The 26,472-nt window shown below is 72.8% G+C and carries 19 protein-coding genes and 1 pseudogene; 13 read left to right on the top strand and 7 right to left on the bottom strand.

What is annotated here, in order from left to right; translation table 11 throughout:
- Nucleotides 1-33: 33 nt before the first annotated feature.
- The 5 genes from V1633_RS06190 to V1633_RS06170 all read left to right on the top strand — a co-directional run bounded on the left by V1633_RS06190 (nt 34) and on the right by V1633_RS06170 (nt 6,553).
- Nucleotides 34-498, top strand: coding sequence for a WXG100 family type VII secretion target (locus tag V1633_RS06190; protein ID WP_331213210.1), 465 nt, complete (start codon nt 34-36; stop codon nt 496-498).
- The gene (locus V1633_RS06185; protein WP_331213209.1) at nt 499-1,611 is read left to right on the top strand and encodes a hypothetical protein; all 1,113 of its coding nucleotides are present in this window, start codon (nt 499-501) and stop codon (nt 1,609-1,611) included.
- Complete coding sequence (locus V1633_RS06180) at nt 1,598-2,980, top strand: lipase family protein (protein WP_331213208.1); 1,383 nt, start codon at nt 1,598-1,600, stop codon at nt 2,978-2,980. Before V1633_RS06185 ends, V1633_RS06180 begins: the two co-directional genes overlap by 14 nt.
- A gap of 8 nt (nt 2,981-2,988) precedes the next feature.
- A complete protein-coding gene (locus V1633_RS06175; RefSeq protein ID WP_331213207.1) occupies nt 2,989-3,450 on the top strand; it encodes a hypothetical protein in 462 nt (153 codons plus the stop codon).
- 226 nt (nt 3,451-3,676) lie between these two features.
- Nucleotides 3,677-6,553, top strand: coding sequence for an ATP-binding protein (locus tag V1633_RS06170; RefSeq protein WP_331213206.1), 2,877 nt, complete (start codon nt 3,677-3,679; stop codon nt 6,551-6,553).
- 30 nt (nt 6,554-6,583) lie between these two features.
- On the opposite strand, the gene V1633_RS06165 is transcribed toward V1633_RS06170, so the two are convergent.
- Nucleotides 6,584-10,147, bottom strand: a complete 3,564-nt coding sequence (locus V1633_RS06165; RefSeq protein WP_331213205.1) for a phosphatidylinositol-specific phospholipase C domain-containing protein — start codon at nt 10,145-10,147, stop codon at nt 6,584-6,586.
- Nucleotides 10,148-10,476: 329 nt separating this feature from the next.
- On the opposite strand from V1633_RS06165, the gene V1633_RS06160 reads away from it, so the two are divergent.
- Complete coding sequence (locus V1633_RS06160) at nt 10,477-11,196, top strand: hypothetical protein (protein ID WP_331213204.1); 720 nt, start codon at nt 10,477-10,479, stop codon at nt 11,194-11,196.
- Nucleotides 11,197-11,270: 74 nt separating this feature from the next.
- On the opposite strand, the gene V1633_RS06155 is transcribed toward V1633_RS06160, so the two are convergent.
- Nucleotides 11,271-12,794 (bottom strand): putative bifunctional diguanylate cyclase/phosphodiesterase, encoded by a 1,524-nt coding sequence (locus tag V1633_RS06155; protein WP_331213203.1) that lies wholly within the window; start codon nt 12,792-12,794, stop codon nt 11,271-11,273.
- A gap of 241 nt (nt 12,795-13,035) precedes the next feature.
- Between V1633_RS06155 and V1633_RS06150 the strand changes: the two genes are divergently transcribed.
- Nucleotides 13,036-13,470, top strand: coding sequence for a hypothetical protein (locus V1633_RS06150; protein WP_331213202.1), 435 nt, complete (start codon nt 13,036-13,038; stop codon nt 13,468-13,470).
- Nucleotides 13,471-13,587: 117 nt separating this feature from the next.
- Here the strand turns inward: V1633_RS06150 and V1633_RS06145 are convergent.
- A pseudogene (locus tag V1633_RS06145) lies at nt 13,588-14,259 on the bottom strand (substrate-binding domain-containing protein); the annotation flags it as partial.
- 420 nt (nt 14,260-14,679) lie between these two features.
- Nucleotides 14,680-14,961 (bottom strand): hypothetical protein, encoded by a 282-nt coding sequence (locus tag V1633_RS06140; RefSeq protein WP_331213201.1) that lies wholly within the window; start codon nt 14,959-14,961, stop codon nt 14,680-14,682.
- 256 nt (nt 14,962-15,217) lie between these two features.
- On the opposite strand from V1633_RS06140, the gene V1633_RS06135 reads away from it, so the two are divergent.
- From V1633_RS06135 to V1633_RS06110, 6 genes are all read left to right on the top strand, one after another.
- Nucleotides 15,218-16,195, top strand: coding sequence for a hypothetical protein (locus V1633_RS06135; RefSeq protein WP_331213200.1), 978 nt, complete (start codon nt 15,218-15,220; stop codon nt 16,193-16,195).
- Nucleotides 16,192-16,755: an ABA4-like family protein gene (locus tag V1633_RS06130; RefSeq protein ID WP_331213199.1), complete on the top strand. Its 564-nt coding sequence runs from the start codon at nt 16,192-16,194 to the stop codon at nt 16,753-16,755. The genes V1633_RS06135 and V1633_RS06130 overlap by 4 nt, the downstream gene beginning before the upstream one ends.
- 5 nt (nt 16,756-16,760) lie before the next feature.
- Nucleotides 16,761-17,942 carry a sensor histidine kinase gene (locus tag V1633_RS06125; protein ID WP_331213198.1) on the top strand — a complete coding sequence of 394 codons (1,182 nt, stop codon included), beginning with the start codon at nt 16,761-16,763 and terminating at the stop codon, nt 17,940-17,942.
- Nucleotides 17,939-18,592 (top strand): response regulator transcription factor, encoded by a 654-nt coding sequence (locus V1633_RS06120; protein ID WP_331213197.1) that lies wholly within the window; start codon nt 17,939-17,941, stop codon nt 18,590-18,592. Before V1633_RS06125 ends, V1633_RS06120 begins: the two co-directional genes overlap by 4 nt.
- 141 nt (nt 18,593-18,733) lie before the next feature.
- On the top strand, nt 18,734-19,561 hold the full coding sequence (locus V1633_RS06115; protein WP_331213254.1) for an SDR family oxidoreductase: 828 nt from the start codon (nt 18,734-18,736) through the stop codon (nt 19,559-19,561).
- A 99-nt stretch (nt 19,562-19,660) separates the two neighbouring features.
- Entirely contained in the window at nt 19,661-20,713 is a 1,053-nt protein-coding gene (locus V1633_RS06110; RefSeq protein ID WP_331213196.1) for an SEC-C metal-binding domain-containing protein, read from the top strand.
- A gap of 27 nt (nt 20,714-20,740) precedes the next feature.
- Here V1633_RS06110 and V1633_RS06105 read toward each other — a convergent pair whose 3' ends face one another.
- From V1633_RS06105 to V1633_RS06095, 3 genes are read right to left on the bottom strand one after another with little or no spacing between them, the layout of a single operon-like run.
- On the bottom strand, nt 20,741-21,925 hold the full coding sequence (locus V1633_RS06105; RefSeq protein WP_331213195.1) for a hypothetical protein: 1,185 nt from the start codon (nt 21,923-21,925) through the stop codon (nt 20,741-20,743).
- Nucleotides 21,922-24,930, bottom strand: a complete 3,009-nt coding sequence (locus tag V1633_RS06100) for an AAA domain-containing protein (protein WP_331213194.1) — start codon at nt 24,928-24,930, stop codon at nt 21,922-21,924. Before V1633_RS06100 ends, V1633_RS06105 begins: the two co-directional genes overlap by 4 nt.
- Complete coding sequence (locus V1633_RS06095) at nt 24,927-26,414, bottom strand: protein kinase family protein (protein WP_331213193.1); 1,488 nt, start codon at nt 26,412-26,414, stop codon at nt 24,927-24,929. The genes V1633_RS06100 and V1633_RS06095 overlap by 4 nt, the downstream gene beginning before the upstream one ends.
- Nucleotides 26,415-26,472 lie beyond the last annotated feature (58 nt).

The following is a 26,472-nucleotide window of genomic DNA, read 5'->3' as shown; positions in this document are numbered from 1 at the left end:
GCCCGGTCGATGCGCTGAGGGACAGGATGTCGGGTGTACGGGGATCCGGACGAGTTGGACCGGCTGGCCGGCCGGCTGAGGCGGCAGGCCGCGCAGGTACGGCAGATGGCCGCCGACCACGAACGCGAGGGCCGCAACGCCCGCTGGGTGTCGCTGGCCGCGCAGAGCTACCGCGACCGGCTCGGCCAGGACCGGGCCCGGGCCGACCTGGCGGCCGACGAATTGGACGGTGTCGCTGACGCGCTGGTGGCACACGCCCGGGAGGTACGGGACCGGATCGCGCTGATCGCCCGAATCGAGGACCAGGTCACCGGCTGGTTCAGTACCACGGTGCAGCGCCTGCGGGAGGTGGCTCCCCTGGCGGGTGGTCCGTTGTTGACGGTCGCGACCGAACTGCCCTGGGCCGGTTGGCCGTTCCAGCCGGGTCGACTGCCCGCCTCCGGTGACCGGCAGTGGCTGGAGGTCGGCGAGTTCATGCGCGGCAAGGGGATCCTCTGAATGGCCGCCGACGACGACGCCGACCGGGTCGGCCCGGCTGCCGACGACGACACCGGGGCAGGTGACGCCGGGACCGGAACGGGATCGGGTGCCAGGGCTGGCGCGGGGGCGGCTTCGCGTCGCCTGGTGCTCTCCGCCGCCGAGTGGGCGGTGCTGGTCGATCGCACCGGGCTGCGCCCACCACCCGGGTTCGGTACCGGTGACCCGCCGCCCGTCCGGTTACGGGCGGCGGCGTACGCGCTGGCCGGCTGTGGTGTGGTGACGGTGGCCGGCGACGACCCGTTGACCTGCGAGCCGGTCGATCCGGTCGCGGTCAACCTGGCGACCTTCGCCGGTGCCCGGGCGCTGGTCCGGGTTGAGGTGTCGGTCGACGGCCGCTCCTCCCGGGCCGTGTACGCGGTCGCCGGGCCGGTCGGCGCCAGCCTGTTCGCCCTCGCCGACGGCGGTGTCGAGCTGTCGATGTTCGGGGCGGTGGCCCTCGGCGCGGAACTGGTCCGCGCGGTCCCGACCGTCGGGGACCTCCTACCGCAGGCGTCGGCGCTGCTCGGCCCGGCCCTCGGCGGCACCCGTCAACCGCTGACCGGCCGACTGCCGCTCGCCGCACTGGCCGAGTACGCCCCCGCCGCCGAGCTCGCCGGAACGATCGGGCAGCAGGAGGTGATGGTGGCGCTGCGGCTCAGCCCGGCACAGGCGTGGCTCGCCGAGCAGGTGAACGCCCGGACGAGCGGGGTGCTCCGGGCCCTGGTGACCGGCCCGGTCGCCACCGTCCCGGCGAACGGAGAGCCGAACGCCGGTCCGGGAGGCGGCAGGCCGCACGTCGGTCGGGAAGGCGCAGGGCCGGACACCCGGCCGGGGAACGGACAGCCGAACATCGGTCCGGGAGGCGGCAGGCCGGACGCGGGGTCCGGGAACGGGCCGGCGGGTGCCGGCGGGCTCGGGGTCGGACAGGTGGTGTGGCTGGCCACCGACGACGGCTGGCTCGGGATACGACCGGCCCCGGACGGGTCCGGGCGGCGGCTCGTCGAGCTGGGTCCGGTGCACCGGGCGGAGATCGGTGCGTGGCTGGCGCCGTACCTGGCGGCGATCCTGGAGAGCGGCGATGGTGGATCCTGAGTTCCAGATCAGCGGCGGCGCCGGCGGCGTCGGTGCCCGGTACGACGACATCGGCCGGCTGGCCCGGCAGAGCGAGGATCTCTCCGGAGAGTTGGCGGAGATCAGCGCCCGGGGGCACGGTGTCCTGGTCGACCCGGACCTGCTCGCCTCGGCGCTGCTCAACCCCGACGGGTTCGCCATGGTCGAGGCGAGGCTGCTCCGGGCGCTGGACGGGCCGGACGGGCTGACCGCGTTGTCGCTCGGGTTCGGCCAGCGGGCGGTGGCGCTCCGCGCCGTGGTCGCTGCCTACCAGGCGGTGGACGAGGAACGGGCGCGGACCGTCGACACCCTGCGGTGGATGGCCGGCTACCTGGTCGGCGAGACGATTCCGTTGACCCTCGGGGTGGGTGCCGTGCTCGTCGCACCCACCGCCCTCGGCCTGACCCTGTTCGGCGACGACGTCGACTGGGAACGGCTGCTGACCGACCATCCGGGGGTCGTCGACAACCTGGTCGGGATCGGGCCGGGGCTGCTCAGCAGCCTGCCGGGCGCGCCGCTGGTCAGTGACGTACCGGGGGCGGCGGGCCTGATCGCCGAGTTCTACGACGACGGCGGCTTCCGGGTCGAGGCGGTCGGCGGCGAGGAGGGCAACGTCGACACCACGCACGAGTCGATGACCACGCCACCACGCGGCTTCGCGGACCTGATCAACGGCTTGGACTACCGCAACGACAAGGCCGGCATCGGCCAGCCGGACCAGATCGACGTACGGGTGGTCACGAACCCGGACGGCGGCACGGCGTACATCGTGGACATTCCCGGGACCAAGGCGCTGAACCCGCCGTGGAGTCCGGACAGTCCGTACCTCAACGACATGGGCACCAACGTGACGGTGCTCGGGGGAGACACCACTTCACGGCAGCGGGCGATCGCGGAGGCGTTGCGGATGGCCGGTGCCGGTGCCGACGATCCGGTGATGCTGGTCGGGCACAGCCAGGGTGGCATGGTCGCCGCCCAGGCGGCCCACGACAGCGGCACGGCGGGTTTCCCGTTCAACGTCACCCACGTGGTCACCGCCGGCTCGCCGATCGGGCACAGCGAGGTGCCGCCGTGTGTGCAGGTACTGGCGTTGGAGAATCGGCACGACATCGTGCCCCGGCTCGACGCCACCGACAATCCGGACGAGGCACACCGGACCACCGTCGTCTTCGAGTCCCAGCAGGGGTCGATCGCCGAGAACCACGGCACCCGGTCGGCGTACCTGCCGGCGGCGTCGGGGCTGGACCGCAGCACCGACCCGTCGGTCCGGGCGTACCGTGACAGTGCCGGGATGTTCCTGAACGGGGAGAGCGTGCAGGCGAGGGTCTACAACCTGCACCGGACGTTCTGAGGGATCCGATGCTGACGAGGGCACGGGCGTGCGGGCCGGCGGGACGACCGGTCCGGCGGGTGGTCGCCGTGCTGACCGCGGTGACCGTGCTGACCGCGACCGCCGGCTGTTTCCGGTTCGGCGACTCGGCGGAGGAACGCGCCCGGTCCGAGACGATCACGACGGAGATCCAGCGGGAGCTGGCCGGGCGGCCCGAGGTGGCCGAGGTGGAGATCGGCTACCAGAACAACCTCAACGTTCCCGGGCAGGCGCGGGTGACACTCACCGTCACCCGGGGCAGCGACCCGGAACCGGTCGTCGAGGAGGCGGTACGCCTGCTCTGGTCGAGCGGGCTGCACCCGCTGAACGTCATCGCCATCGGCGCCCGGGAGGCCGACAGCGACCGGCCCGGCATCGACCGGACGATCCGCCCGGACGACGAGGACCGGGCCGCCCTCGAAGCGAGGTACGGCCCCCGGCCACCGGCCTGAGCAGCCGGCACCGGTCCGAGGTCCGTCGGGTCCGACGGCTGATCCGGGCCGTGTCGGCGCTGGTGGGCGGGCTGTCCGAACCTCGGATGGGGTAGCCGGCCCCATCGGTCGGTGCGACCGCCGTACCTCGCCTCGGTGCGAGAGCCGGGCGGGCCTGGGAATCCTCCTTCCCGCTCCACGATCGCAAGATGGACGCATTTCACTGCTATACCTGAGGATCGTGTCGATGCCCATCGAACCCTCGACCTTCCCGGTCGGCCGCGAGGACGAGATCGCGCTGCTGCGGGACGCGACGATCCGGCTGCGCGCCGGCGCCGGCCGGGTGGTCTGGGTGGAGGGCGAACCGGGCATCGGCAAGTCCACCCTGGTCACCGCCGGCGCCGACATCGGCCGTGCGCTGGGCTGTCAGGTGTCGCACGGCACGGCGGACCAGCTCGCCCACCCGCTGCCGCTCGGGGTGCTCTTCGACTGTCTGGCGATCCGGCGGCATTCCGCCGACCCCCGCCGCGCCGAGATCACCACGTTCGTCAACGCCCGCCGTCCCGCGCTCGACCTGGACGACGATGCCACCTACGGCGCCGCCACCGAGATGGCGGTCGCCCTGGTCGACGAACTCTGCACGACCTCGCCGACGATGCTGGTCATCGACGACGTGCAGTGGGCCGACGAGGCCACCCTCGACGCCTGCCGGCGGCTCGCCTCGGCCGCGGTCCACCTGCCGCTGCTGCTGGTGATGTCGTGCCGTCCCGGGACCCGGCGCCCGGCCGTGGCGCGGTTGCGGACCACCGCACGTGGCCGGGACGCGACCCGGATCACCCTCGGCCCACTGGACCAGGCGGCGGTCCGGAAGCTGCTCACCGAGCTGGTCGGCGCGCCGCCCGGCGAGTGCCTGCGGGAACTGGCCGACCAGACCATGGGCAACCCGCTCTACCTGCGGGAACTGGTCGAGGCGCTGCTCCGCGAGGACCTGGTCGAGGTGGGCGAGGAGGCCGAGGTACGCCAACCGGGGTCGGGCAGCGTACCGAGATCGCTGACCGCGGCGCTGGACAGTCGGTTGAGTTTCGTGCCGACCGGAACCATCAACGTGCTGCGGGCGGCGGCCCTGCTCGGCGGCGAGTTCGCGGTCACCGAACTCGCGGTGCTGCTGGGCCGTCCGGCGATCGACTTCTCCGCCGACCTGCAGGAGGCGGTGGCCGCCGGGATCCTCGTCGACACCGGACAGCGGATGCGGTTCCGGCACCCGCTGATCCGGCAGGCGCTGCACGACGGTATGCCGACGGCGCTGCGTACCGCCCTGCATCTCGACGTGGCACGGGCGTTGGAGGCGGCCAGCGTCGAGCCGCAGCGGGTGGCGCAACACCTGCTGGCCGCCGGTGTGGTCGGCGACCGGTGGGCGCGACGCTGGCTCACCGAGGTCGCCCCGGTGCTGGCGGTCCGGGCTCCCGGCCTCGCCGCCGAACTGCTCCGCCGCGAACTCGACCACGACCTGCCCGACGACCGGGACCGCGCGGCGCTCGGCCTGACCCTGGCCCGGGTGCTGCCCGCCACGGGCGAACCCGGAGACGCGGTGGTCCGGGCCCGGCAGGCCCTCGCCGTCTGCGTCGACCCGGCCGACCGGGGACACCTGCACTGGGTGCTGGCCCGTGCGTTGTTCAGCAACGGGCAGAACAACGCGGCCGCCGACACGCTGCACCGGGCACTCGGCGCCCCAGACCTGCCGGACGCCTGGCGGGCCCGGCTGCTCGCCTCGCTGGCGATGTACCAGCGGGCCGGCGACGGCGACCTGGACGCGGCGGACGCCACCGCCCGCCGGGCATTGGAGATCAGCGAGGCGGCGGGCGACGTTCTCGCCGGGGCGTACGCGTTGACCGACCTCTGGCTCCACCACTCCGTACGTCGACAGCACCGGCGCGCCCTGGACTGCGCCGACCGGGCGCTGGAGACCCTCGGCACCGCCCCCGACCACCTTGATCTTCGGGCGTACGCGCTGCACGGCCGGATCTTCTCGTTGCAGAACCTGAGCCGCTGGGCGGATGCGGAATCCGCACTGCACGAGGTGCGGGAGTTCCTCCGCCGGGCCGGCCGCGCCGACGACACCACCTCCGGGGTGACCGCCGCGGTGCTGATGTTCTGGCTGGGCCGGTGGGACGACGCGCTGGCCGAACTCAACGCGGTCGACCAGAACACCTCCGCGTCGACGTACCGGGGGTTGCGGGAGGACGGCCCGGGATGGCTGTGGCACGGGGTGGCCGCCCTGATCAACGCCCGCCGGGACGAACGGGTCCGGGCCGGCGCCCACCTGCGGGCCGGCGCCGACCGGCCGGTGGTCACCGTCGCCGACCGGGAGAACACCGACTTCCTGCAGGTGGCCCGGGCACTCGCCGCGGAGCAGGACGGCGACCGACGGCGGGCGCTCGACCACCTCGGCGGCTTCCTCGAACGCCGGCCCGGCGAGATGACGTTGACCCACCAGTGGCTGCCCGGGCTGGTCCGGCTCGCCCTCGCGCTCGACGACCGGGCGGCGGGCCGGGCCGCCGTACACGCGTGTCTGGCCGAGGCGACGGCCGAGCAGGAGCCGGCGCGGGCCGGCGCGGCCGCCGACTGGTGCCGGGGCCTGTACGACGGCGACCCGACGCCGCTGCGTGCCGCGGTGGCGCACTACCGCGACACCGGCGTACCGGTGGAACTCGCCGGTGCGCTGGAGGACCTCGCGGTGGTCCTCGCCGAGCACGACGATCCGGCCGGTGCCCGCGCGACCGGGACCGAGGCGATCGAGCTGTACCGGAGTTTCGGCGCGGCCTGGGACGTCCGCCGGGCCGGGGCGCGGCTGCGCCAGCTCGGCATCCGACACGGTGTCCGGGGTGCGCGGGCCAAACGGACCGCGCACGGCTGGGACGCCCTGACCCCGACCGAACACCGGATCGCGTTGCTGGTCGCGGCCGGCCGGTCGACCCCGGACATCGCGCAGAGCATGTTCCTGACCAGGCGTACCGCCCAGACCCACATCTCCCGGATCCTGGCGAAGCTGGGCCTGCGCAGCCGGGTGGAGATCGCCCACGCGGCGTTCAGCCAGCATCCGACGGAGATCCCCGCCGACCGGTGAGACCGGCCGGCGGGGTGGGGTCCGCCGGGCTCAGCTGGCCGGGCCGACGAGCTTCCAGGGTTCCTCGTCGGGGGTGGCCCCGGTACCGGGCACGTTGCCCTGGGTCCACCACTTCGCCCGCCAGACCTTGCCGTCGTACTTCACGGTGACGTTCTCGACCGACTGTTCGGCGGGGTTGTAGACCCTGCCCCGGTCCCAGGCCGGTGCCGAACAGCCGCCGGCCGCCGGGGTCACCTTCGCGGCCCCCCGGTTCTGTTCCGCCACCGAGGCGTACGTGGTGGCGCTGAGCTTCACGTTGGTGTTGACCGGCCCGGTCGCCGGGATGTAGTAGATGATTGGCACGTCCAGGCTCCTGCCGGCCGGGATGATCTGGCAGTAATCCAGGGCCAGGCTGACCCGGTGGAACGTACCGTCGAGGCCGTCGCCGGCGTTCGGGCCGCTGTGCCCGGGCTGCACCTTCCACCGGCCGCCCTGCTCCCCGGTCTGCCAGTCGCCGTCCTTGATCAGGGCCGACGTCGAGGTCGGCAGGTCGAACGAGATGACGTTGTCCTTTCCGCCACCGATCGTGACGCCGGTGTTGTTGGTGATCCGCACGGTCGGGGTGAGCGGCCACAGGTTCGCCGTCTCGGTCGGGTACTGCACCAGGTCGACGGTGACGTCGACCGATGCCGCCGGCCGCGACACCGAGCTGCCCGAGGCGCGACTGTTGTCGTACCCAGTGCCGCCCTGGAGCCGTTCGTGCAGCTCGTTGGTCAGGGTGTGGCCCATGACGCACGGGTTGCCGGCGGTGGCGTTCTCCGGGCAGGCGTAGTCGCCGGAGAGTTCCCACATCATCACCCCGCCCGCGCCCTTCTCGTCGACGTAGTCGACCACCGCCTCCAGGCCGCTCAGGTCGAAGGTGGAGAGGAAGGTGCGCTTCTCGGCGTTCCACAGCCAGGAGGTCCGGGTCACCGGGTCCCAGTGCCGGTCGTACCGCCCGGTGCGGCGGTCGGCCGGGTCGCTCTCCGGGTCCAGGCCCACCGCGCCCGCGTACCGGGGGGTGATGTCGCGCTCCAGGTTCTCGGCGTGCCACAGCGGGCTCACCCCGGCGCCGACCTCGCTGCCGTCGGCGGCCAGGTCGTGCCAGATGTTGTCGATCCCGACCGCGCCGTCACCGCACGGCCGGACCAGGCCGGTACCGGGCTGGCAGTCCTCGCCGACCGAGGAACCCCACAGCCCCGCCTGGCCGCCGGTGACGTTGCGCCAGCCCCGGGTGTAGTACGGGATGCCGATGTTGATCCGCCCCGCCTGGAGCGCACCGCGCAGGTAGTGGAAGGCCCAGTCGGTGTTGAAGTAGCCGACCTTCTGGTACTCGGGGGTGTTGTAGAGCTCGGCCAGCTCCGGGTCCTTGCCGTCGTCGTACAGGGCGGCGTTCGGGCCGACCACGTCGTTCCAGGAGCCGTGGTAGTCGTACGCCATCAGGTTGGTGTAGTCCTGGTAGCGCAGCGCCTTGTGGTTCTCCATGCCCCGGACGAGATAGCCGGAGGCGGACGAGGCGGAGGTGAGCAGGTAGTACTGTCCGTCGGCCGCCGCCGCCCGGTCGAGCCGCTCCCGCAGCGTCCTCATCAGCGCGGTGTACGCGGTCGGCAGGCCCTTGCGCCGGGGACGGGCGTCGTTCCAGTCGTTCGGGTTGCCGGTGTCGTCGAGCACGGTCGGGTACTCGAAGTCGATGTCGACGCCGTCGAAGCCGTACTGGCGCAGGAAGGCGACGACCGAGTCGGCGAAGGTGTTGATCCCGGCCTGGTTGGTGGTGCCGTCCGCGTTCGTGGTCATGCCGTAGAAGCCGCGCGACTCGGCCCAGCCGCCGACCGAGATCAGCGTCTTCACCCGGGGATGCAGCTTCTTGTATTTCGTGAGCAGGTTGAAGTGCCCCCGGTACGGCAGGCTCTCGTCCACCTCCAGGCCGGGGCCGTCCCAGGTCATCCCGGTGGCCGGGTTGTCCGGGCCGTTGGCACCGACGGTGATCCGGTTGTTCTCGATCCAGGCGAAGGCGTAGTTGATGTGCGTCAGCTTCGACCACGGGATGTTCTTGACCAGGTACGCCGGTTTGTCGTCGGCGCCGGTGCGGGCACCGTTGAAGTAGCCGATCACCCGCCGCTGGCGGTCCTGGCCGAGCCACTCCCGGCCGTCACCCTGGTAGACCTCGCAGTACGGGGTGGTGGTGCCGGCGGTCGGGATCATCCCGTCCGGGCGGCACTGGGCGTGGTCGCCGGGGACCGCCGGCCGGGTGCCGCCGTTGTCGCCGCCGGGGTGCGACTCCTTCGGATCGCCGGCACCGCCGTTGACGGGCAGCGCCCGGCCGGTCGGGTTCCGTTCCACGATCTCGTCGATCAGCCCGCCGCCGGGAAAGTCCATCATCACCACGCCGGTGCGGTCCATGGTGGTACGGCCGCCGAAGTTGTCGCCCCGGTCGGGATAGAACTCCGGACAGCGGTCGCCGCTGTTGCGCAGGCACTGGATGAAAAAATTGTTCACCCCGGTCGCGCCCGAGGTGCCCGCGGCAACCGAGTACGGGTACAGCAACTGGCCGTCGCCGGCACCGCTGGTGAAGTTCACGTAGATGTGGTCCGGTTTGTGCTGGTGGTGGCCCTGCTCGCCTCGGTTGGCGTCCCACACCCCGTTGGTCCGCCGCAGGTGCTGCCGAACCCGCTCCCACTTGTCGTTGATGTTGCTGATCGTGTTCACCTGCCACCAGTTCTGCACGTACTCGTCGCGCAGTTCAGTGGAGCCGTAGGTGGGGTTGATGCCGTAGTTGGTGAAGACGCCGTCCCCGGCGCCGATGAAACCGACCAGGACGATCTTGCCGCGTACCTCGCCCAGCGTCGGCGCGAACGCGTGGCCCGTACCCGAGACCGCGTCCGGCCAGAACAGGTCGTCCCAGGCCGGGGCGGGGATGTAGTCCTGACCCTGGTCGTCAAAGGTGTAGGTGCGGCCCTCCAGGTACGACCGGAAGACCTTCATCCGCCACCCGTTGACGTTGTCGGCGTAGCTGGCCGGGACCGGGGAGTCGTCACAACTGGTGCTGCTGCCGTTGCACTCGAACTTCAGGTTCAGCAGGATTGTCTCGTCCGGGTTCTCCCGCAGGAAGTCCCGGGTCCGGCTCAGCACGTCGGTGAAGTTCGCGTGCTGGTAGTAGACGCCGTGGTGGATGGTGAAGGCGTACCCGTCGTCGGCGGCCTCCAGCCGCAGCCGGATGTCCAGCGCCCGGATCCCGGCGTTGAGCTGGGTGGTCAGGGTCGCCCCACTGAAACCGTGGTTCTCCTGGGTCTGGGTGATGTCGGTGCTGGCCGCATCGCAGGACGTCCCGTTCCAAAAGCCGCAGATCGACAGGGTGTCGTGCGTGCCCGGGACGGAGAGGTCGGCCAGTGAGGCGTCGTCCGGGACCCGGGACATCCAGTTCCGGTTCGCCGGCGACGCGGTGGTGATGCTGTTGTAGTAGTCGCTCGCGGACGCCGGGCCGGCCGGAGTCAACACGACAACAGCGGTCGCGAGCAGGGTCAGGATCAGGAACGGCAGCGAGATCCGGTGAGCTGTCCCCCGCCTCTCCCCCGCCACGGGCGGACCGGTTCCCTGGTGTGCTGTCATGCGGACCTCCGGCGTACCGGGTCGTGCCGCACGGTGCGCACGGCGAGTGGACGACCCGTGCCCGAAGTCTCGACGAGGGGCAACGGAAAGACATCTGCCAATTGACGACGGTGTCCGGCACCACATCCGTCGTGTCGGCCGGACGATCCGGCGGGAGACCTCCGTCACCTGCGCCGGGGGTCTCATGAAACGTTCAGCCGACACCCCGGGATCTCCCAACCGCGCGGCGCATCGTGGCATCGGCACCCGGCCCGTCCGGGTGTGTCCGTCACCACCCGCCGCCGAGGAGAGCAGCCAGCATGCCGAGTCAGCACCAGAGCCGGAAGGTCCGCGCCGAGGCGGCCAGGGCGGCGATGCAACGCGCCCGGCGTCGGGAGCGGCGGCAGCACCAGCTCTTCTGGGGCATCGGCGGTGGCCTGGTCGCCGCGCTGCTGATCGCGGTCGCGCTGGTCGTGGTGCTCAACCGGCCGGGCGCTGGTGCCGGGACGGCCGCCGCCCCGGCGATTCCGGCCACCCCGCCCGCCACCGCCGAAGGGCGTACGGACCAGCCGCCGTGGCCGGTACCGGCGGACCCGACCGCCCGGGTGCGGGCCGCCGGACTGCCGATGCTCGGCGCGGAGGGGACGGTCGAGCACATCCACGCCCACCTCGACGTGATCGTCGACGGCAAGCCGGTGCCGGTACCGGCCGAGGTCGGTATCGACGAGGCCGGGGGCGGGATCAGCCCGCTGCACACCCACGACACCACCGGCGTGCTGCACATCGAGTCGCCGGTGAAGGCCGACTTCAGCCTCGGGCAGTTCTTCACCGAGTGGCAGGTGGCGCTCTCGCAGAACCAGCTCGGCGGGCTCACCGCCGGGGACGGCAAGGTCCTGCGGGCGTACGTCAACGGCACGCCGTACTCCGGCGACCCGGCCGGGATCGTGCTGCACGCCCACGACGAGGTCGCCCTGGTCTACGGCACGCCGGACCAGCAGGCGAACCCACCGTCGAGCTACACCTTCCCCGACGGGCTGTGACCGGCGGTCCGGCGACCCGACCGCGCCGGCAGGGTGCCCGGCGGCCTCCGGTGGCGCGCCGCCGACACGGCGGATCAGCCGGCGGCGGGTACCGCCAGGCGCGGGGCGTCGACCGGCGTGCCGGCCCGCAGGATCGCCTCGGCCTCCGCGCCGACGAGCGGGCCGGCGAAGAGGTAGCCCTGGCCGTGGTGGCAGCCGTAGAACCGCAACTGGTCCCGCTGTGCCGGGGTTTCGATGCCCTCGGCCACCAACTCCAGGCCGAGGTTGAGCCCCATCGACACGATCGAGCGGACCAGCTCGCGGCTCCGGGCGTCGGTGGCGAGCGGCGCCACGAACGACCGGTCGATCTTGAAGGCGTCGATGGTCAGGTGGTGCAGGGCCTGCAGCGAGGAGTAACCGGTGCCGAAATCGTCGATGTGCAGCTGGACGCCCATCTCGTGCAGCGCCGCGAGCTTCGTCCGGGCCGCCTGCACGTCGTGCACGATGACACCCTCGGTGATCTCGATGATCAACGCCGACGGGTCCAGGCTCGCCGCCCGCAGGCTCTCCTCGACGTCCTCCAGCAGCCGGGTGTGCCAGAACTGCCGGTTGGAGACGTTGACGCTCATCCGCAGCCCGTCCGGGGCGAGACCACCGGCCCGCCAGGCACTGATCTGCCGACACGCCTCGGCCAGCGACCAGCGTCCGAGCGCCGGCATGAGGCCGCTCTCCTCGGCGATCGGCAGGAAGTCGTTCGGCGCGACGAGGCCCCGTACGGGGTGCCGCCAGCGCACCAGCGCCTCGAAGGCACAGGTGGAACCGTCGTCCAGCCGTACGATCGGCTGGTAGTGCAGCTCGAAGGCCCCGGTCTCCAGGGCCCGGTGCAGTTCCGCCTCGGTACGCAGCCGGCCGACGACCCGCTCGTGCATGGCGACGTCGAACACCGCGTGTGAGCCCTTGCGCTGCGCCTTCGCCGAGTACATCGCGGTGTCGGCGTCCCGGATCACGTCCTCGGCGTGCCGGTAGCCGCCGGTGCTGCGGGAGATGCCGATGCTCGCCGAGACGACGAACTCCTCCTCGCCGAGCCGGAACGGTACGTCCAGCGCGGCCCGGATCCGTTCCGCCATCGCGGCCGGGCCGGCGCCGCCGGGCGAGTCGTCGAGCAGGATGGCGAACTCGTCCCCGCCGAACCGCGCCGCGACGTCGGCGTCCCCGGTGCTCGTCCGGATCCGTTCGGCGACCTGGACGAGCAGCCGGTCGCCGGCCAGGTGGCCGAGACTGTCGTTGACCCACTTGAAGCCGTCGAGGTCCAGCAGCAGCACCGAGTAGTGCCGGTCCGGCTGCCGCTGGTGCGCGGCGATGGCCTGGTCGAGCCGGTCGAGAAAGAGGGTCCGGTTGGCCAGGCCGGTGAGCGGGTCGTAGAGCGCCGCGCGGCGCATCAACTCCTCCTGCGTACGCAGGGACTTCAGCACCGCCGCGTGGTCGAGGGCGATGGCCAGCAACGCCGCCCACTGGTTCATCATCTCCCGGCCGGTCTCCCGGTCGGCCTCGATGGGCCCGACGATCGCGAGCATTCCCCAGTCCCGGGTGCCGATGTTCAACGGCGCCACGTACACCATCTGGTCGGCGTCCAGGTCCGCCAGTTCGACCAGTTCCGCCGGGGGGGAAGGCGCGCGGCGACACCGGGCCCGCCGGTGTCGGCACCGGCCCACGGTCGCGCTCGAACATCGCGACGACGTCCATGGGCCGCTCGAAACCCTGGTCGGCGCCAGCGTCGTCGTCCCGATCGGACCAGAGGCCGAGGCAGCCGGCCCGGGCGTCGGTGTCCTGGATCCAGGCCAGCCCCCGGGGATCCCGCTCGTGGCTGAGCAGCAGGTTCTTGCTGACCGTGTAGAGCATCTTGAGCGTGGTCAGGAACTCGTTCTCTTCGATCCGACGCGCCCGGGGCCGGCTCTGCGCCAGCATCAGCAGCAGGTTCTCGGTACCGGCCCGGACCCGTTCGGCGGCGTCCCGATCGTCGCGCCCGACCCGGTCGGCCAGTTCCCCGCCGAACCGCCGGATCTGCCGCATCAGCTGGACCACGTCCTCCGGGTGGCGCCGGTACCGGGTCTGCAGGTCGACCAGCGCCTGTCGGAGTTCGACCGGGTCCGGACCGGGCGTGCCGTCCGCCGCCGCCGTCAGCGCGGCGGCGATCAGGGCACCGGCCCGGGCGATCGTGGCCCGGCTGGCCCGGTCCGCCGGGTCCTGGCTGGGGGGCACGGCGAGGGCCAGTTCCGCGGCGGAGGGGCCGGCTGAGCCCTCGGCGGTGACATGCGCCGGGAGGGTGGCCGGCGTCAACGTGTCCGGGCAGCCGCAGGACTCACGCGGCTGGAAGGACGTGGGGACCCGGTAGGTGACCGGATCGATCTCCTCACCGGCCAGCGCGCGCAGCGCCAGCTCCGCCGCGACCCGCCCCAGCGAGTCGAAACTCTGCCGGACGGTGGAGAGGCTCGGCGTGAGGTACACGACCCCGTCCATGTCGTCGAAGCCGACCACCGCCTGCTCGCGCGGCACGTCGACCCCGGCCTCCCGCAGGGTACGGAGCAGACCGATGGCGTTGAGGTCGTTTCCGGTCACCACCGCCGTCGCCGGAAGGCCGGCCGCGAGCATCGCCCGGGCGGCCTGTTCCCCACCGCTCTCCCGGTTGTCCCCGGTGTCGAAGTGGAGGTCGGCTCGGGGCGTGATGCCGCATTCGACGAGCGCGTCCCGGTAGGCGGCGTACCGCTCCCGCATGTCGGGCGGTTCGAGGAAGCCGGCGAACGCGATGTCCCGGTGGCCGTGCCCGACAAGATGGTGGACGGCCTCCCGGACGCCCGTACGGTTGTCGGGAAGGACCACCGGACACGGAAGACCCGGCGTCTCCTGACTGATCATGACGACCGGTCTGCCGGTGCGCCGGATCGCCTCCAGGTATGACAGCGACGCGGAGTTGAGGATGACGACAAACGCGGAGACGTGCTCCCAGGCCAGTGGATAACCGAAATCCGGCGGCTCCGGCGGGTCGAAGTCGAAGGTGCCCGCACCGAGCGTCTGAATCGCGATCATCCGACCGCCCGCCGCCGCCGTCGTACGCGCGATCCCGCCGAGGATGCTGCCGAAGTAGTCACAGCCGACGGACATGGTGAGCACGCCGATGGTGGGACCCTCGACCACGGGCACATCACCTCCTGCACCGGGGACGCGGTGCACCGAAGAGTGGGCCGGACCCGGAAACGCGACGCCCGCCGCGCGCCTTCCGGAATTGTTCCGGATAACGCGCCGAGCCTATCTGATCAAGTTTCCTCCGTCGATACGCTACGGCTGCGGCGGAGCAGGACGGAGCAGCTCCGGGCACCCGCAGAGGGGTGGAAATTCCACGACATCGACGGCCAGATCGGCGACCTGACACACAGCGAAACGGGAATGCGTGGCCGTTCACCTGATGTCGGAGAAAGCCGCCTTTTCAGTTCATCCGATCCCGACTGATCAACTGAGCAGGATCTGGGCGGACGCCTCCTTGAGCTTCGCGTTCGCCCACCGTGCCTGGCGCAACGTCTCCGGATGGCACCGTTTCGCGAGTCCGAGCAACTCCCGGTCCCTGGTGGCCTGGGCGGCCTGGGCGGGCATCTCCCAGTCCAGCGAGACCCCGGACGCGTCCCGGTAGAGGTGGCGCAGGTCGGCGAGGAGCAGCAGCCCGGGTTCCGGCCGCCGGCCGAACAGCTCGGACGCCTTCGCCTCGACGGTCGCCAGCAGCCCCGGCTCGTCCATGTCGCACCCCCTGTGCGTCCGACACTCCGCCGGCCGACCGCCGACCGCCGTCCGACGTGCCCCGGCCCTGGCACCGACCCCGGCCGGCCGCACGTCGAACCGCTGACTACCTGACCCGCCGCCCGACATCCCGAGCTGGCCGCCGATCGCCGGGGCCGGGTCCTCCTACCGGGGGAGGAGGCGGACTCGTTCCGGCGGCCGGCGGCCGGGACCCCGGGCGGGTGTGCCGGGGCGGCGCCTCCGCGACCGTGGGGACATGACTTTTGCTGGAGTCTCGTTGCGACAGGTCGTCCGCTGGCATCCGCCACTCGTGTACGTCGCCGCCTCGATGGTGGCACTCGGGGCCGTCGCCCTGGTCGGGCTGGTCGTCGACGACCGGATCCTGGTCGGCGCGCCGATCTGGCTCAAGCCGTTCAAGTTCGCCGTCTCGTTTGTCATCTACACCGTGACGCTGGCCTGGATGATCTCGCTGATGCGGCGCGGTCGGCGGGTCGGGTGGTGGGCCGGCACGGTGATTGCCGTGCTCGGTCTGGTGGAAACCCTGCTGATCTTCCTACAGGCCGCCCGGGGCCGGCAGAGCCACTTCAACGCCGCCACCACGCTGGACGTCACGATCTTCGCGATGATGGCCTTGATGATCGCCGTGGTCTACACGGCCACGCTGGTGCTCGCCGTACTGCTCACGATCCAACGGCTGCCCGACCGGACGATCGCCTGGACACTGCGGCTGGGCCTGCTCATCGGACTGGTCGGCATGGCGCTCGGCTACCTGATGGTGCTGCCGACCCCCGAGCAGGAGGCCGCCGACCCGGTGACCCTGGTGGGGGCGCACAGCGTCGGGGTGGCCGACGGCGGGCCCGGCATGTTCCTGACCGGCTGGAGCACCACCGGCGGCGACCTGCGGATTCCGCACTTCGTCGGGATGCACGCCCTGCAACTGCTGCCGCTGCTGGCGATCGCGCTCGGGATGCTCGGCCGACGTGTCCGCCGGCTGCGCGACGACCGGGTACGGCTGCGGCTGGTGCTGGTCGCCGCGACCGCGTACGCCGGGCTGGTCGCGCTGGTGACCTGGCAGGCGCTGCGCGGCCAGCCGCTGATCCACCCGGACGGTGCCACGCTCGTCGCGGCCGGCCTGCTCGCCGCGTTCACCGCCGTCGGCGTCCTGCTCGCCCTGCGTCGACCCGCCACACCCGCGCCGGCCGCCCAGGACGACCAGACCAGGGTGTACGCATGACCGACTTCCTGTTCAACGTGGTGTTCCCGTTGGCCGCCCCGTTCTGGGCGTTGATGATCCTGGCGCCGGGCTGGTCCTGGACCCGCCGGATCGTCGGCTCGCCGTGGATCGTCGCACCGCCGCTGGTGGTGTACGCGCTGCTCGCCGTACCCCACCTGGACCTGCTCTGGTCGGCTGTGTCCCAGCCCACCCTGGACGGGCTGGCCGGCGTGCTGGCCGTACCGGCGGTGGCGGCGGCCGGCTGGGCGCACTTCATCGCCTTCGACCTCTTCGTCGGACGGTGGATGTACCTCGACAGCCGGGAGCGCGGGTTCCCGGCGCTGGTGATGGCACCGCTGCTGGTGCTGACCATCCTGCTGGCCCCGCTGGGTGCGCTCGGCTACCTGCTGGTCCGGCACCTCCGGCCCGGCCGGGTCGACGGTGGCCCGGCCGACGGGCCAGAAGGCGGGGCAGTCGGCGCGACGGACGGTGGGGCAGCCGACGGGCCGGCCGGTGGTGGCAGCGCGTCCCGACGACCCGGTCCGCGGGCTCCCCGTGACGAACCGTCCGGCCTAGGCTGAGGGCCGTGGTCACCCGCACCGTGTCGCGGCTCTTCGACGAGCGTTACACGTGGCTGCGGCTCACGCTGCTGGCCCTGAGCGGCGTCGGGTACCTGCTGCTGCGTCCCCACCCCAGCGACCCGTACACCCCGCTCGACTGGGCGTTCGCCGCCGCCGCTCTCGTGTGCAGCCCGGTCGGCGTACGGTGGCCGCTGGTCAGCGCGCTCTGCGCGGCGCTGGTGTTCGGTCTCGCCGGCTGGTTCGGGCAGGCGGACCCGGTCGTCCCCCAGGTCGGTGCCAGCTGGGCGGTCCTGGAACTGTCGCTGCGGGTGCCGGGCCGACAACTGGCCGTCGGAACGGCGGCGGTGCTCACCGGATATCTGGCCGACTCGCTCGACAACCTGCCGGCCGAGTTGCCGACCTGGCTCTACGGCATCGCGCTCACGGTGGGGGTGCCGTTGTTGATCGGCATGAACATCCGGGCGAGCCGGCAACTCGCCCGGCAGGCCGAGGAACGGGTGGACGTCGAGTCGCGGGCGGCCCGGACCAGCGAACGCGCCGCCATCGCCCGGGAACTGCACGACCTGGTCGCCCACCACGTCGCGTCGATGGTGCTGCGGGTCGGTGTGGCCCGACACGTGCTGCGCGACACCGACCCCCGGGTCACCGAGGTCTTCGACGACCTGCACGACAGCGGCAGCAGCGCACTCGCCGACCTGCGCCGACTGGTGGCGGTGCTGCGTAGTCCGGTGACGGTGCCCGGCGGCCCCGGATATGTGCCGATCGAGCCCGGCGCGCTGCCGCAGGCGCTGGCCGAGACAGTGGACCGGGCGGTGAAGACCGGGCTCACCGTGGACGCCACGATCGACCCGGCCGTGTCCACACTGGACACCGTACGCGGGCTGGCCGTACTCCGGCTGACCCAGGAGGGACTGGCCAACGTGGCGAAGCACGCCGGACCGACGGCCCGGGCCCGGGTCAGCGTACGGATGCTCGACGACGAGGTGCACTGGGAGGTCACCGACGACGGCGCCGACTCGGTACGGGGGCCGCGCCGGGCCGAACCCGGGTCGTCGGCCACCGAGCCCGGCCACGGGCTGACCGGCATGCGCGAACGTGTCGAACTGCTGGGCGGCGTACTCACCGCCGGCCCGACCGGTGACGGGTGGCGGTTGCGAACCGTACTGCCGGCAGGGACCCAGCGGTGATCCGGGTCCTGCTCGTCGACGACCAGCGGCTGGTGCGCGCCGGGCTGCGGATGCTCTGCGACTCGGCACCGGACATGACCGTGGTCGGCGAGGCGGAGAACGGCCAGCAGGCGATCCGGCTGGCCGAGCAGGTGGCGCCGGACGTGGTCCTGATGGATCTGCGGATGCCGGTGGTGGACGGCACGGCGGCGACCGCCCGGATCCACGCCAGCCGGCCGGCCGTCCGGGTGGTGGTACTGACCACCTTCGACGACGACGACCACCTCTTCCCCGCGCTGGCCGCCGGGGCGTGCGGCTTCCTGGTCAAGGACGCCACCCCGGAGGAACTGCTGACCGCGGTCCGTACGGCGGCGGCCGGCGAGACACCGTACAGCCCGACCGTGCTGCGTCGCCTGGTCGACCAGGCGGTACGGGCCCGGCTCGGCGAGACACCGGCCGCGTCGCTGCCGGACACCCTGACCGGTCGGGAGCGTGAGGTACTGGTCCTGGTCGGGGCGGGACTGTCCAACCGGGAGATCGCCGACCGGCTGCACCTCGGGGTGACCACGGTCAAGACCCACGTGACGAGCCTGCTGTCGAAGACGGGTGCCGGCAACCGCATCCGGCTGGCGCTGCTCGCCGCCCAGTCCGGCCCGGTCGCCGACGGCTGATCCGACGTTCCGCCGGGCAACCGCGTCGCGGCGGATACCCGACTTATCCAATTGACGACAGCGCATTTCCCTTTCACCGCCCCACCCCGTCCTGACAGGCTGCCACGGGAATCTCACCGTACGGATGGAGCGGTCAGGGTGATGACACAGCGTTGGTTGGTCACGGGTTGTTCGAGCGGACTCGGTCGGGCCCTGGTGGAGCGGCTCGCCGCCGAGGGCGAGCAGGTGGTGGCCACGGCCCGCCGGCCGGAGGCCCTGGTCGATCTGGTCGAGCGACACCCGGACACCGTCCGGGCGGCCGAACTGGACGTACGCGACCCGGCGCAGTGCCGGGCCGCCGTCGAGCTGGCCGTGGGCGCCTTCGGCGGGATCGACCTCCTGGTCAACAACGCCGCCTACGGCCAGTTCGGCACCGTCGAGGAGGTCTCCGACACGGAACTCGCCGACCAGTTCGACACCAACGTCTTCGGGCCCTGGCGGCTCACCCGGGCGGTGCTGCCGCTGTGGCGGGCCCAGCGGTCCGGGCACGCCCTCTTTGTCAGCTCGGTGGCCGGCATGGTGCCGTTCCCGGGGCTCGCCGCCTACAACGCGAGCAAGTACGCGCTGGAGGGGGCCGCGGAGTCACTGGCCGCCGAGGCCGCCCACCTCGGGGTGAAGGTGACCATCCTGCAGCCGGGCGGCTTCGCCACCTCGTACAGCAGCAAGCTGAGGCTGCCGGAGGTCCGGATCGACGACTACACTCCGGTCAGCGGCGGCATGCTCGGTGCGCTGCGCGGCATGAACGCCAACCCCGAGATCAACTCCCCGGAGCTCTTCGCCGAGGTGGTGTGGCGGCTGAGCCGGCTCGAGTCGCCGCCGCTGCGGCTGCCGGTGGGCGCCGACTCGGAGCCGTACCTGGAGGCCGCCTACGACGCCCGGCGCAGCGAGTACGACGACGTGATCAAGGCCGGCCACCACACCGTCGCCTGAACCACCGTTCCGCACCCGGCCAGAGCCGCGAACCTCCTGAGATGGGCGTAACAGGAGATCAGCCGGTGTTCCGACCGCTCTGCGACGTACCGTGGGACGGTGCCGACTTCAGACGTCATCACCAGCGCTGACCTGGACGAACTCCGCCGCTCGGCGCTCGGCGCGGCGAACCCGCTCGGGATCGCCGCCGACCTGGCCGAGGCGGTGGAGCAGGGCCGGCTGGCCGACCCGGACGAGGCCGGGGACGCGTTGACCCTGGCCGCCGAGATCGCCGAGGTCCGGGCGAAGCTGGACGCCGCACTCCGGTACGCGGAGCGGGCCGTGGCGGCGTACCCGGACCCGAACGACGCCCGGGCCGGCTTCGCCCGGGCACTGCGGGCCCGGCTCCTGTTCCGGACCGGCGACCGGGCGGACGAGGCGATGGCGGAACTCACCGCGCTGCGTCCGCTGCTCACCGAGCAGCCCGAGGCCGCCGCCTACCTCAGCGCGTCGTTGGACGCGGGTGGTCGTACCGCGATCGCCGAGGAGTGGCTGAGCGGGGCGGTCGACTCGCTGCTCGGCGAACGTGCCTCGGCCACCGGCGACCCGGCGACCGGCACCACCACCGCCGCCGAGCCGACGGTGGAGGCCGGCACGCCGGAGGCCCCCGGCCTCCTCTTCTTCCTGCTGCAGCAGCGACACCGGGTACGCCGGAACCTGAACCTGCCGCACGACCGGAACGACGACCTGGCCGACCGGCTCGAGACGCAGCTCGTCCGGCGGGCCGAGGAGCGGCAGGCCGACGAGTCCGCGCTGCTCTTCTGGCCCCGGGCCGAGTTCGACCGGCTGGTCTCCGACCTCCCCGCCCTGACCGAGACGTACGGGGCGGACTGGGACGCCCACCGGGCCCGGGTGGAACGGGAACTGGTCCGGCTGGCGGACACCGGGCGGAGCGGGCTGACCGTACCCGCCGGTTCGGTCGACGGGCTGACCGGGTACGCCGGCCGGCGTGGCGGTGATCCGACGGATCCGGAGATCCGGGCCGGCTACGCCCGGGAGGTGGCGACCCGGCCGGACGCGTCGATCTCCTGGCCGCCGGAGCGCAACGACGCGTGCTGGTGCGGCTCGGGCACCAAGTACAAGAAGTGCTGCCTGCCGCGCTCGCGGAGCTGAGGTCGGGTCGCCGGGTCGACCCGGCCGTCAGACGAGTGCGTCGAGGCGGGCCAGGTGCGCGTGCAGGTTGTGCTCCCGGCCGTACCGCCGTAGCTGGGTGAGGGTCGGTACGGAGACGCCGAGCTGCCGGGCGAGGGCGTCGATCCGTCGACCCAGCTCCTCCCCGGTCTCGATGTCGGCGGCCCGGGTCATGTTCAGGGCCCGTTCCAGCACCGCCCGGCGGCGCAGCCCGGCGTCGTCGCACCAGATCTGCAGGAAGTGCCGTCTCCGCAGCTCGAAGGAGCCGAGTCGGCTCAACGGCAGCCGGGCGTCCGGGCCGAAGGCGTCGGCGCGCAGGGTGGCCCGCCAGACCCCGTTGGTGAGCTGGCGCAACGTACCCCGGCCGGCCCTGCCCTCGGCGAGCCAGGCGGTCCAGATCTCCCGGGGGTCGGCGCTCTCCTCCGCGCTGATCATGTTCTGGATCGCCGGCACCTGCCGGCACACGTCCTCGAACAGGCTGTCCCGCTCGGCCGCGACCGCCGTGTAGACGAGCAGCCCCCGGTCCGCGGTCTCGATCACGTACGCCGGCAGGAAGGCGTCGTGCTGCCGCAGCACGCTCAGCTCACGCAGCAGCCGGGGCAGGTTGAACTCCGCCCGGTCCGGGCGGCGGGCGAGTTCCTCGACGATCGACGGCTGGAACGCGGTCGGGGCGAACAACGGCTGGAAACGGCTCCGGTCGCCGAGCCGGTCCTCCGGCACCTCCGGAGTCGGGAAGACCGGCACCGAGCCCTGGTAGTAGCGGCGCGGCAGCGGCTGGCCGGTGTACTGCTCGACGTACAGGTCCTGCCGGCTCTCCTTCGGCACGTAGCGGATGCCGTCGGCGGCGGCGCGGTGGCCGAGTTCGGTCAGCCGGACGGTGTCCGCCTCGACCCGCAGGTGCCCGATCACCTGCAGGAACGCCAGGCAGCGCCGGACCAGCGACACCGGCGTGCCGAAGAACCGGGCGAGTTCGTCGACCTGGTGGATGCCCGCCTCCAGGACCGCCCGGACGAGGAACCGGTCGATCACCTCGTACGCCTGCTCGTCGTAGACGTTCGCGGTCGTCTCGACCTGCCACAGTGGCCACAGCACCGGAAAGAGCCGCAACGGTCGTACGCCGTCGAGGGCGACGGCGTGCTCGACCGCGCGCCGCGCCGGATAGACCCGCCGGCCCCGGGCGGCTGCCGGGCTCATCCGCGCTCCCGGGCCAGCTTGGCCAGCAGGTCGCTGACGTCCCGGGAACGCCGCAGGTCGCCGGAGTGCCCCAGGTGTTCGACCATCGCCCGGAACAGCTCGGCGAACGGTTCGTCCCGGGCGGCCCGGAGCGTGCTGGCGTCGCCGACCACGACAAGCTGCCGGCGGGCCCGGGTGAGCGCGACGTTGATCCGGCGCAGCTCCCGGAGGAAGCCCACCTCTCCCCTGCTGTTGCTGCGGGTGAAGCCGTACACGACGAGATCCCGTTCGCCGCCCTGGAAGGAGTCGACGGTGCCGACCCGGTCCGCGACCCCGGCGGCGTCGCCCAGGGACTTGGCGAGCAGCTCGACCAGCTGGTCGACCTGGGCCCGGTACGGCACGATCACCGCCCAGTCCGGGTAGTGGTGGACGTACGCGGTGACCAGGTCGGTGACGATCCTGGCCTCCAGGTCGTTGACGTACCCCCGCCGGCCCCACTCCTCGCCGTTGCGGCCGGCCCGCTCGGCGCGTACGGCGGCGGCCTGGTCACTCGTGTCGACCATCGCGAACGGCTGGGCGAAGATCGGGTCGTGGTGGCCGCCGGGGTGCTCGGTCTCCAGCACGTCGGAGTAGAACGCCCGGGACACGAACCGGGCCAGGGTCTCCGGCATCCGCCGCTGCACCGTGAGCATCACCCGGTGCCCGTCACCGGCGTCCTGGTACAGCCGCTCGAAGGCGCTGCGTCGCAACAGGTCGCCGATCTCCTCCGCCTTTCCCGCCGGTACGTCCGCCGACCGGGCGAGACTCTCCGTCCAGCCCTTCACCTCGTCGTCGAGGAACGGCGGAAGTTGGTGGTGGTCGCCGACGAGCACGCTGCGCCGGGCCCGGACCAGCGGCACGAGTAGGTTCGGGGTGGAGATCTGCCCGGCCTCGTCCACGATCGCCAGGTCGAAGTCGAGACCGGCGAGCAGCGGGGTGGTGGCGGTGCCGATGCAGGTCGCGGCGACCACGTCGGCGTACCGGACCGTCTCGCGGTGCAGATCCTCCCCGGGTTGGCGTACCCGGGCCCGCCACTCGTCGAGCAGGGCCGCCCGGCGCCGGGCCAGCCCCACGGCGTGGCCGAGCGCCTCCGCGTACCCGGACCAGCCGGCCGGGTCGACCGGCGTCCCGTCGGCGGGGCCGGCCGGCGGCCCGGCGGGCAGCGGCACGACCGGCCGCAGGGCGTCCCGCAGCATCGCGGCGGCCCGGGCCGCCTCGCCGACCGCCTGCCGAGCCGCCTCGACGGCGGTGTCGCGGGCGGCCACCAGGCGGGCGGCCTCGGGATCCCGCGAGACCGCCGCGTCGACCTGGGCCCGCAGCGCCGTCCGGGTCGACTCCGCCTCCGCGAGCGCCGACCGCAGTCGCGGCAACCGCTCCTCCAGTTCCCGCACCTGCCGCCACCGCCGCCCGGCCAGCCAGCCGAAGAAGAAGGCGGACCAGCCGGTACGGGACCGGGCGTCGGCCGCCGCGTGCCGCTGACGGGCGGTCTCCAGTGCCCCGGTGACCTGGCGCGTCTCGTCCCGGGCCCGGGTGACCGTGGCGACGGCCGCCGCCATCGCCGCCGCGAGTGGCGCGTTGATCCGCTGGACCAGGGTGTCGAGTGCCGCCGTGTGGGCACGTACCTCGGCGTCCTTGGCGGTCGCCACCGCGACCTGCGAGACCAGGAAGTCCTGCCAACGGGCCAGCGGCGCGTCGGTGCCGCCGAAGGCGGCCAGCCGGGACGCCGGGCCCTCGGTCGCCGCGAGGATCTCCTCGCGCAGCGCGTCGACCTGGTTCTCCACCATGAAGCCCCGGGCCTCGCTGGTCATCGCGTCCTCATTGCCGAGCCGCACCGCCCGCACCTCGGCCGGCAGCCGTTCCAGCACGTTGTCGACCGCCCGGTTGGTGTGCGAGGTGACCAGCACCCGCTGACCCCGGGCGACGCAGGCGGCGGCGATCTCGGTGATGGTCCGGGTCTTTCCGGTGCCCGGCGGGCCGAGCACCAGCAACTGGTCCGGCACCGTCAGGGCCCGCCGGAAGGCGGCCAGCTGCCCCGGGTCGAGGGATTCCCGGGGCGTCGCCGCGTGGTCGGGCTGGTACGGCTGGAGCCACCGGTCCACCAGGCCGGCCAGCAGGTACGGGTTCACCACCTCGCGCCGGCGCAGCGCGTCGACCGCGTCGAGTTGTGCGCGGTACACCCGGTCGCTGGGCTGGACCTGGAGCGCGCCCTGCGGCGGGATGCGCCGGTAGTCGACGGCGCTGTCGAACCGCACGACAACCTGCCGGTCCCGGAGGTCCTTCACCCGGCCGCGCAGCTCCGGTTCGTCGACCAGGTACACGGCGGCGCCGACCGCCAGCTCCGACGCGGGACGCAGCAGGTGGAAGGCGTAGACGCCGCGCGCCGTGTGCCGCTCCTCCTGCGCGCTCGTGACGCGTCGGTAGGGTACCGGCCGCCCGGTGCGCTGCCGCTCGATCTCGATGTCGCGGGTCGCCTCGACCACCTCGGTCAGCAGGTCGAGCCAGGCCAGGTGATGCGGGGGCAGGGTCGACGGCGCGGACGTCACGGCGGCGGCCTGCCAGGCCCGGGCGATCGACGCCCAGTGCCCGGACCACCCCGGCGGCACGTCCCGCACCTGGTGGTACGCCCACCAGCCGGCCGGGCAGTGCACCAGCACCGCAGCCCGCAGCAGCCGTTCCTGGTCCCGAAAGTTCAGCGGGGCCAGGTGGCCGAGCGAGTACGCGTCCCCCCGGCGGGTCAGGTACAACGACACCATGTGCCGGGAGGTGTAGACGACCAGTCGCTGCGGGTCGTCGCCCTCGACCCTGGCCGGCAGGCTCCCGGCCCGGGACAGCCGGTCGATCTCGGCCACCACGTCGGCGAGTCCGGTGACGTCGCCGTGGCCGCCCGCGACACCGGCCCGGCGCTGTTGTGCGGCCAGCTTCTGCGCGGCCTTCGCCGACGGGATCACCGCCACCGGACCGGGCAGCACCACGGCTCGGGCGGTCATCCGGCCCGCCCACCGGGAAGGTCCGACCGCGGCTGGTCCGAGCGCGGCTGGCTCGACCGCGGCTGGTCCGAGCGCGGCTGGCTCGACCGCGGCTGGCCCGAGCGCGGCTGCTCCGAGCGGGGCTGGGACAGGTCGCGGCGGCCGGCCCGCAGCGCGTCCGCGAGGTCCCGGACGGTGGCCGGACGCCGGTCAGGGTCGTCGTCGAGTGCGCGGCGCAGGGTCTCGTCGAGCGGTTCCGGAAAGTCGGCCAGGGTGGCGCGTACCGGTGGGGTCAGGCTGCCGGCCGGCGGGTGGCCGGTGACGGTGTGGTGCACGACGGCGGCGAGCTGGTACACGTCGGTACGCCCGTCGACGGCGTACGGTCGCCGGTGCTGTTCCGGTGCGCGGTACCGGATGTCGCCCTCGCCCGGTCCGGCCGGTACGCCGGCCAACCCGACGTCCCGGAGGAAGCAGCGTCGGCGGTCGACCACGATGGCCTCCGGGCTCAACGACCGGTGGCTGTGCCCGTGTTCGTGCAGTACGCGCAGCCCGGCGCAGAGGTCGACGGCGGCGGCGAGGATGTCGGCCGTGCTGAGCCGGTCGGCCGGTGCCGGACCCGGTCCGAAGACCTCGGTCCAGGGCCGGCCGGGTGGCAGGGTGGTGACGAGGGTGATCACGTCCCCCCACTCGGTGACGTCGAGCAGGCGCGGCAGGCCGTGCCGTCCGCCGAGCCGACGCAGCAGCTCGGCCTGGGCGCGCAGCGCGGCGAGCTGCTGCCGGGCGGCGGGCACCGGCCGGTGGGCGTGGAGTTGACGTAGCCGGACCCGGCCGTCGTCCGGTTCGACCCGGTCCGCGGTCGCCTCCCGCCAGGTCCAGGACCGGTCCGGGGCGTGCTGTTCGGTCGCGCCCTCGTGCAGCAGGTGGACGGCGCCGCCCAGCCGGTGTTCCGCCCCGGGCCGCCAGGCGGCCGGCTCCTCCGGCGGCGGCAGTGGTCGTACCCGGGGCGAACTCTCCTCCGGCGGCGAGTCCTGCCGGTACGGGTTGTAGTAGTGCCGTCGGACGTGGGCGGCCGAGGGCTGGAGCAACAGTCGGCGCAGTTCGGTCTCGTCCCACAGTTCGATGCGCGGCACGTCCCGCTGGCGCTCGGTCCGCCACCCGTGCCACCAGCGGGTGGTCGGGGCGTCCATGCTGGACGGAATGCAGAGCACCCAGCGGGCGACCGTGTGCCCGTTGGCCGCCGCGGCTTTCAGCGCCGACCTGAGTGAGTGTTCGATCTGTCGCCGCTGGCTCTCGCCGACGCCCCGGATGAAGTACTTCGCCTGCCAGATCGACACCTGCCCGTGCAGGTCGCCGACCAGGACGTCGATCCCCCAGTCGCCCGGATTGGCGAAGACCAGGGCCGCCTCGCCGAGCGTCGCCTGGACCAGCAGGGCGAGCATCTGCTCGAAGTCCTCGGGTGCGCCGGCGGCACCTGCCCGGGCCTGGTGAACCGAAAAGTTGATCATCGGCTCCGCCGGAACCACCACCCGTCGCCCCTACTCGTCCGGAGGTTTCTCACTCGTC

The organism is Plantactinospora sonchi (assembly GCF_036422035.1).
Classification (GTDB): Bacteria; Actinomycetota; Actinomycetes; order Mycobacteriales; family Micromonosporaceae; genus Plantactinospora; species Plantactinospora sonchi.
This window is presented reverse-complemented; position numbering and strand designations above follow the sequence as displayed.

What these genes read in the sequence shown, in the direction of transcription:
- V1633_RS06185 (WP_331213209.1), top strand. Translation starts at nt 499, where the DNA reads ATGGCCGCCGACGACGACGCCGACCGGGTCGGCCCGGCTGCCGACGAC.
- V1633_RS06180 (WP_331213208.1), top strand. Translation starts at nt 1,598, where the DNA reads ATGGTGGATCCTGAGTTCCAGATCAGCGGCGGCGCCGGCGGCGTCGGT.
- V1633_RS06175 (WP_331213207.1), top strand. Translation starts at nt 2,989, where the DNA reads ATGCTGACGAGGGCACGGGCGTGCGGGCCGGCGGGACGACCGGTCCGG.
- V1633_RS06170 (WP_331213206.1), top strand. Translation starts at nt 3,677, where the DNA reads ATGCCCATCGAACCCTCGACCTTCCCGGTCGGCCGCGAGGACGAGATC.
- V1633_RS06160 (WP_331213204.1), top strand. Translation starts at nt 10,477, where the DNA reads ATGCCGAGTCAGCACCAGAGCCGGAAGGTCCGCGCCGAGGCGGCCAGG.
- V1633_RS06155 (WP_331213203.1), bottom strand. Translation starts at nt 12,794, where the DNA reads ATGGTGTACGTGGCGCCGTTGAACATCGGCACCCGGGACTGGGGAATG.
- V1633_RS06140 (WP_331213201.1), bottom strand. Translation starts at nt 14,961, where the DNA reads ATGGACGAGCCGGGGCTGCTGGCGACCGTCGAGGCGAAGGCGTCCGAG.
- V1633_RS06135 (WP_331213200.1), top strand. Translation starts at nt 15,218, where the DNA reads ATGACTTTTGCTGGAGTCTCGTTGCGACAGGTCGTCCGCTGGCATCCG.
- V1633_RS06130 (WP_331213199.1), top strand. Translation starts at nt 16,192, where the DNA reads ATGACCGACTTCCTGTTCAACGTGGTGTTCCCGTTGGCCGCCCCGTTC.
- V1633_RS06115 (WP_331213254.1), top strand. Translation starts at nt 18,734, where the DNA reads ATGACACAGCGTTGGTTGGTCACGGGTTGTTCGAGCGGACTCGGTCGG.
- V1633_RS06105 (WP_331213195.1), bottom strand. Translation starts at nt 21,925, where the DNA reads ATGAGCCCGGCAGCCGCCCGGGGCCGGCGGGTCTATCCGGCGCGGCGC.
- V1633_RS06100 (WP_331213194.1), bottom strand. Translation starts at nt 24,930, where the DNA reads ATGACCGCCCGAGCCGTGGTGCTGCCCGGTCCGGTGGCGGTGATCCCG.
- V1633_RS06095 (WP_331213193.1), bottom strand. Translation starts at nt 26,414, where the DNA reads ATGATCAACTTTTCGGTTCACCAGGCCCGGGCAGGTGCCGCCGGCGCA.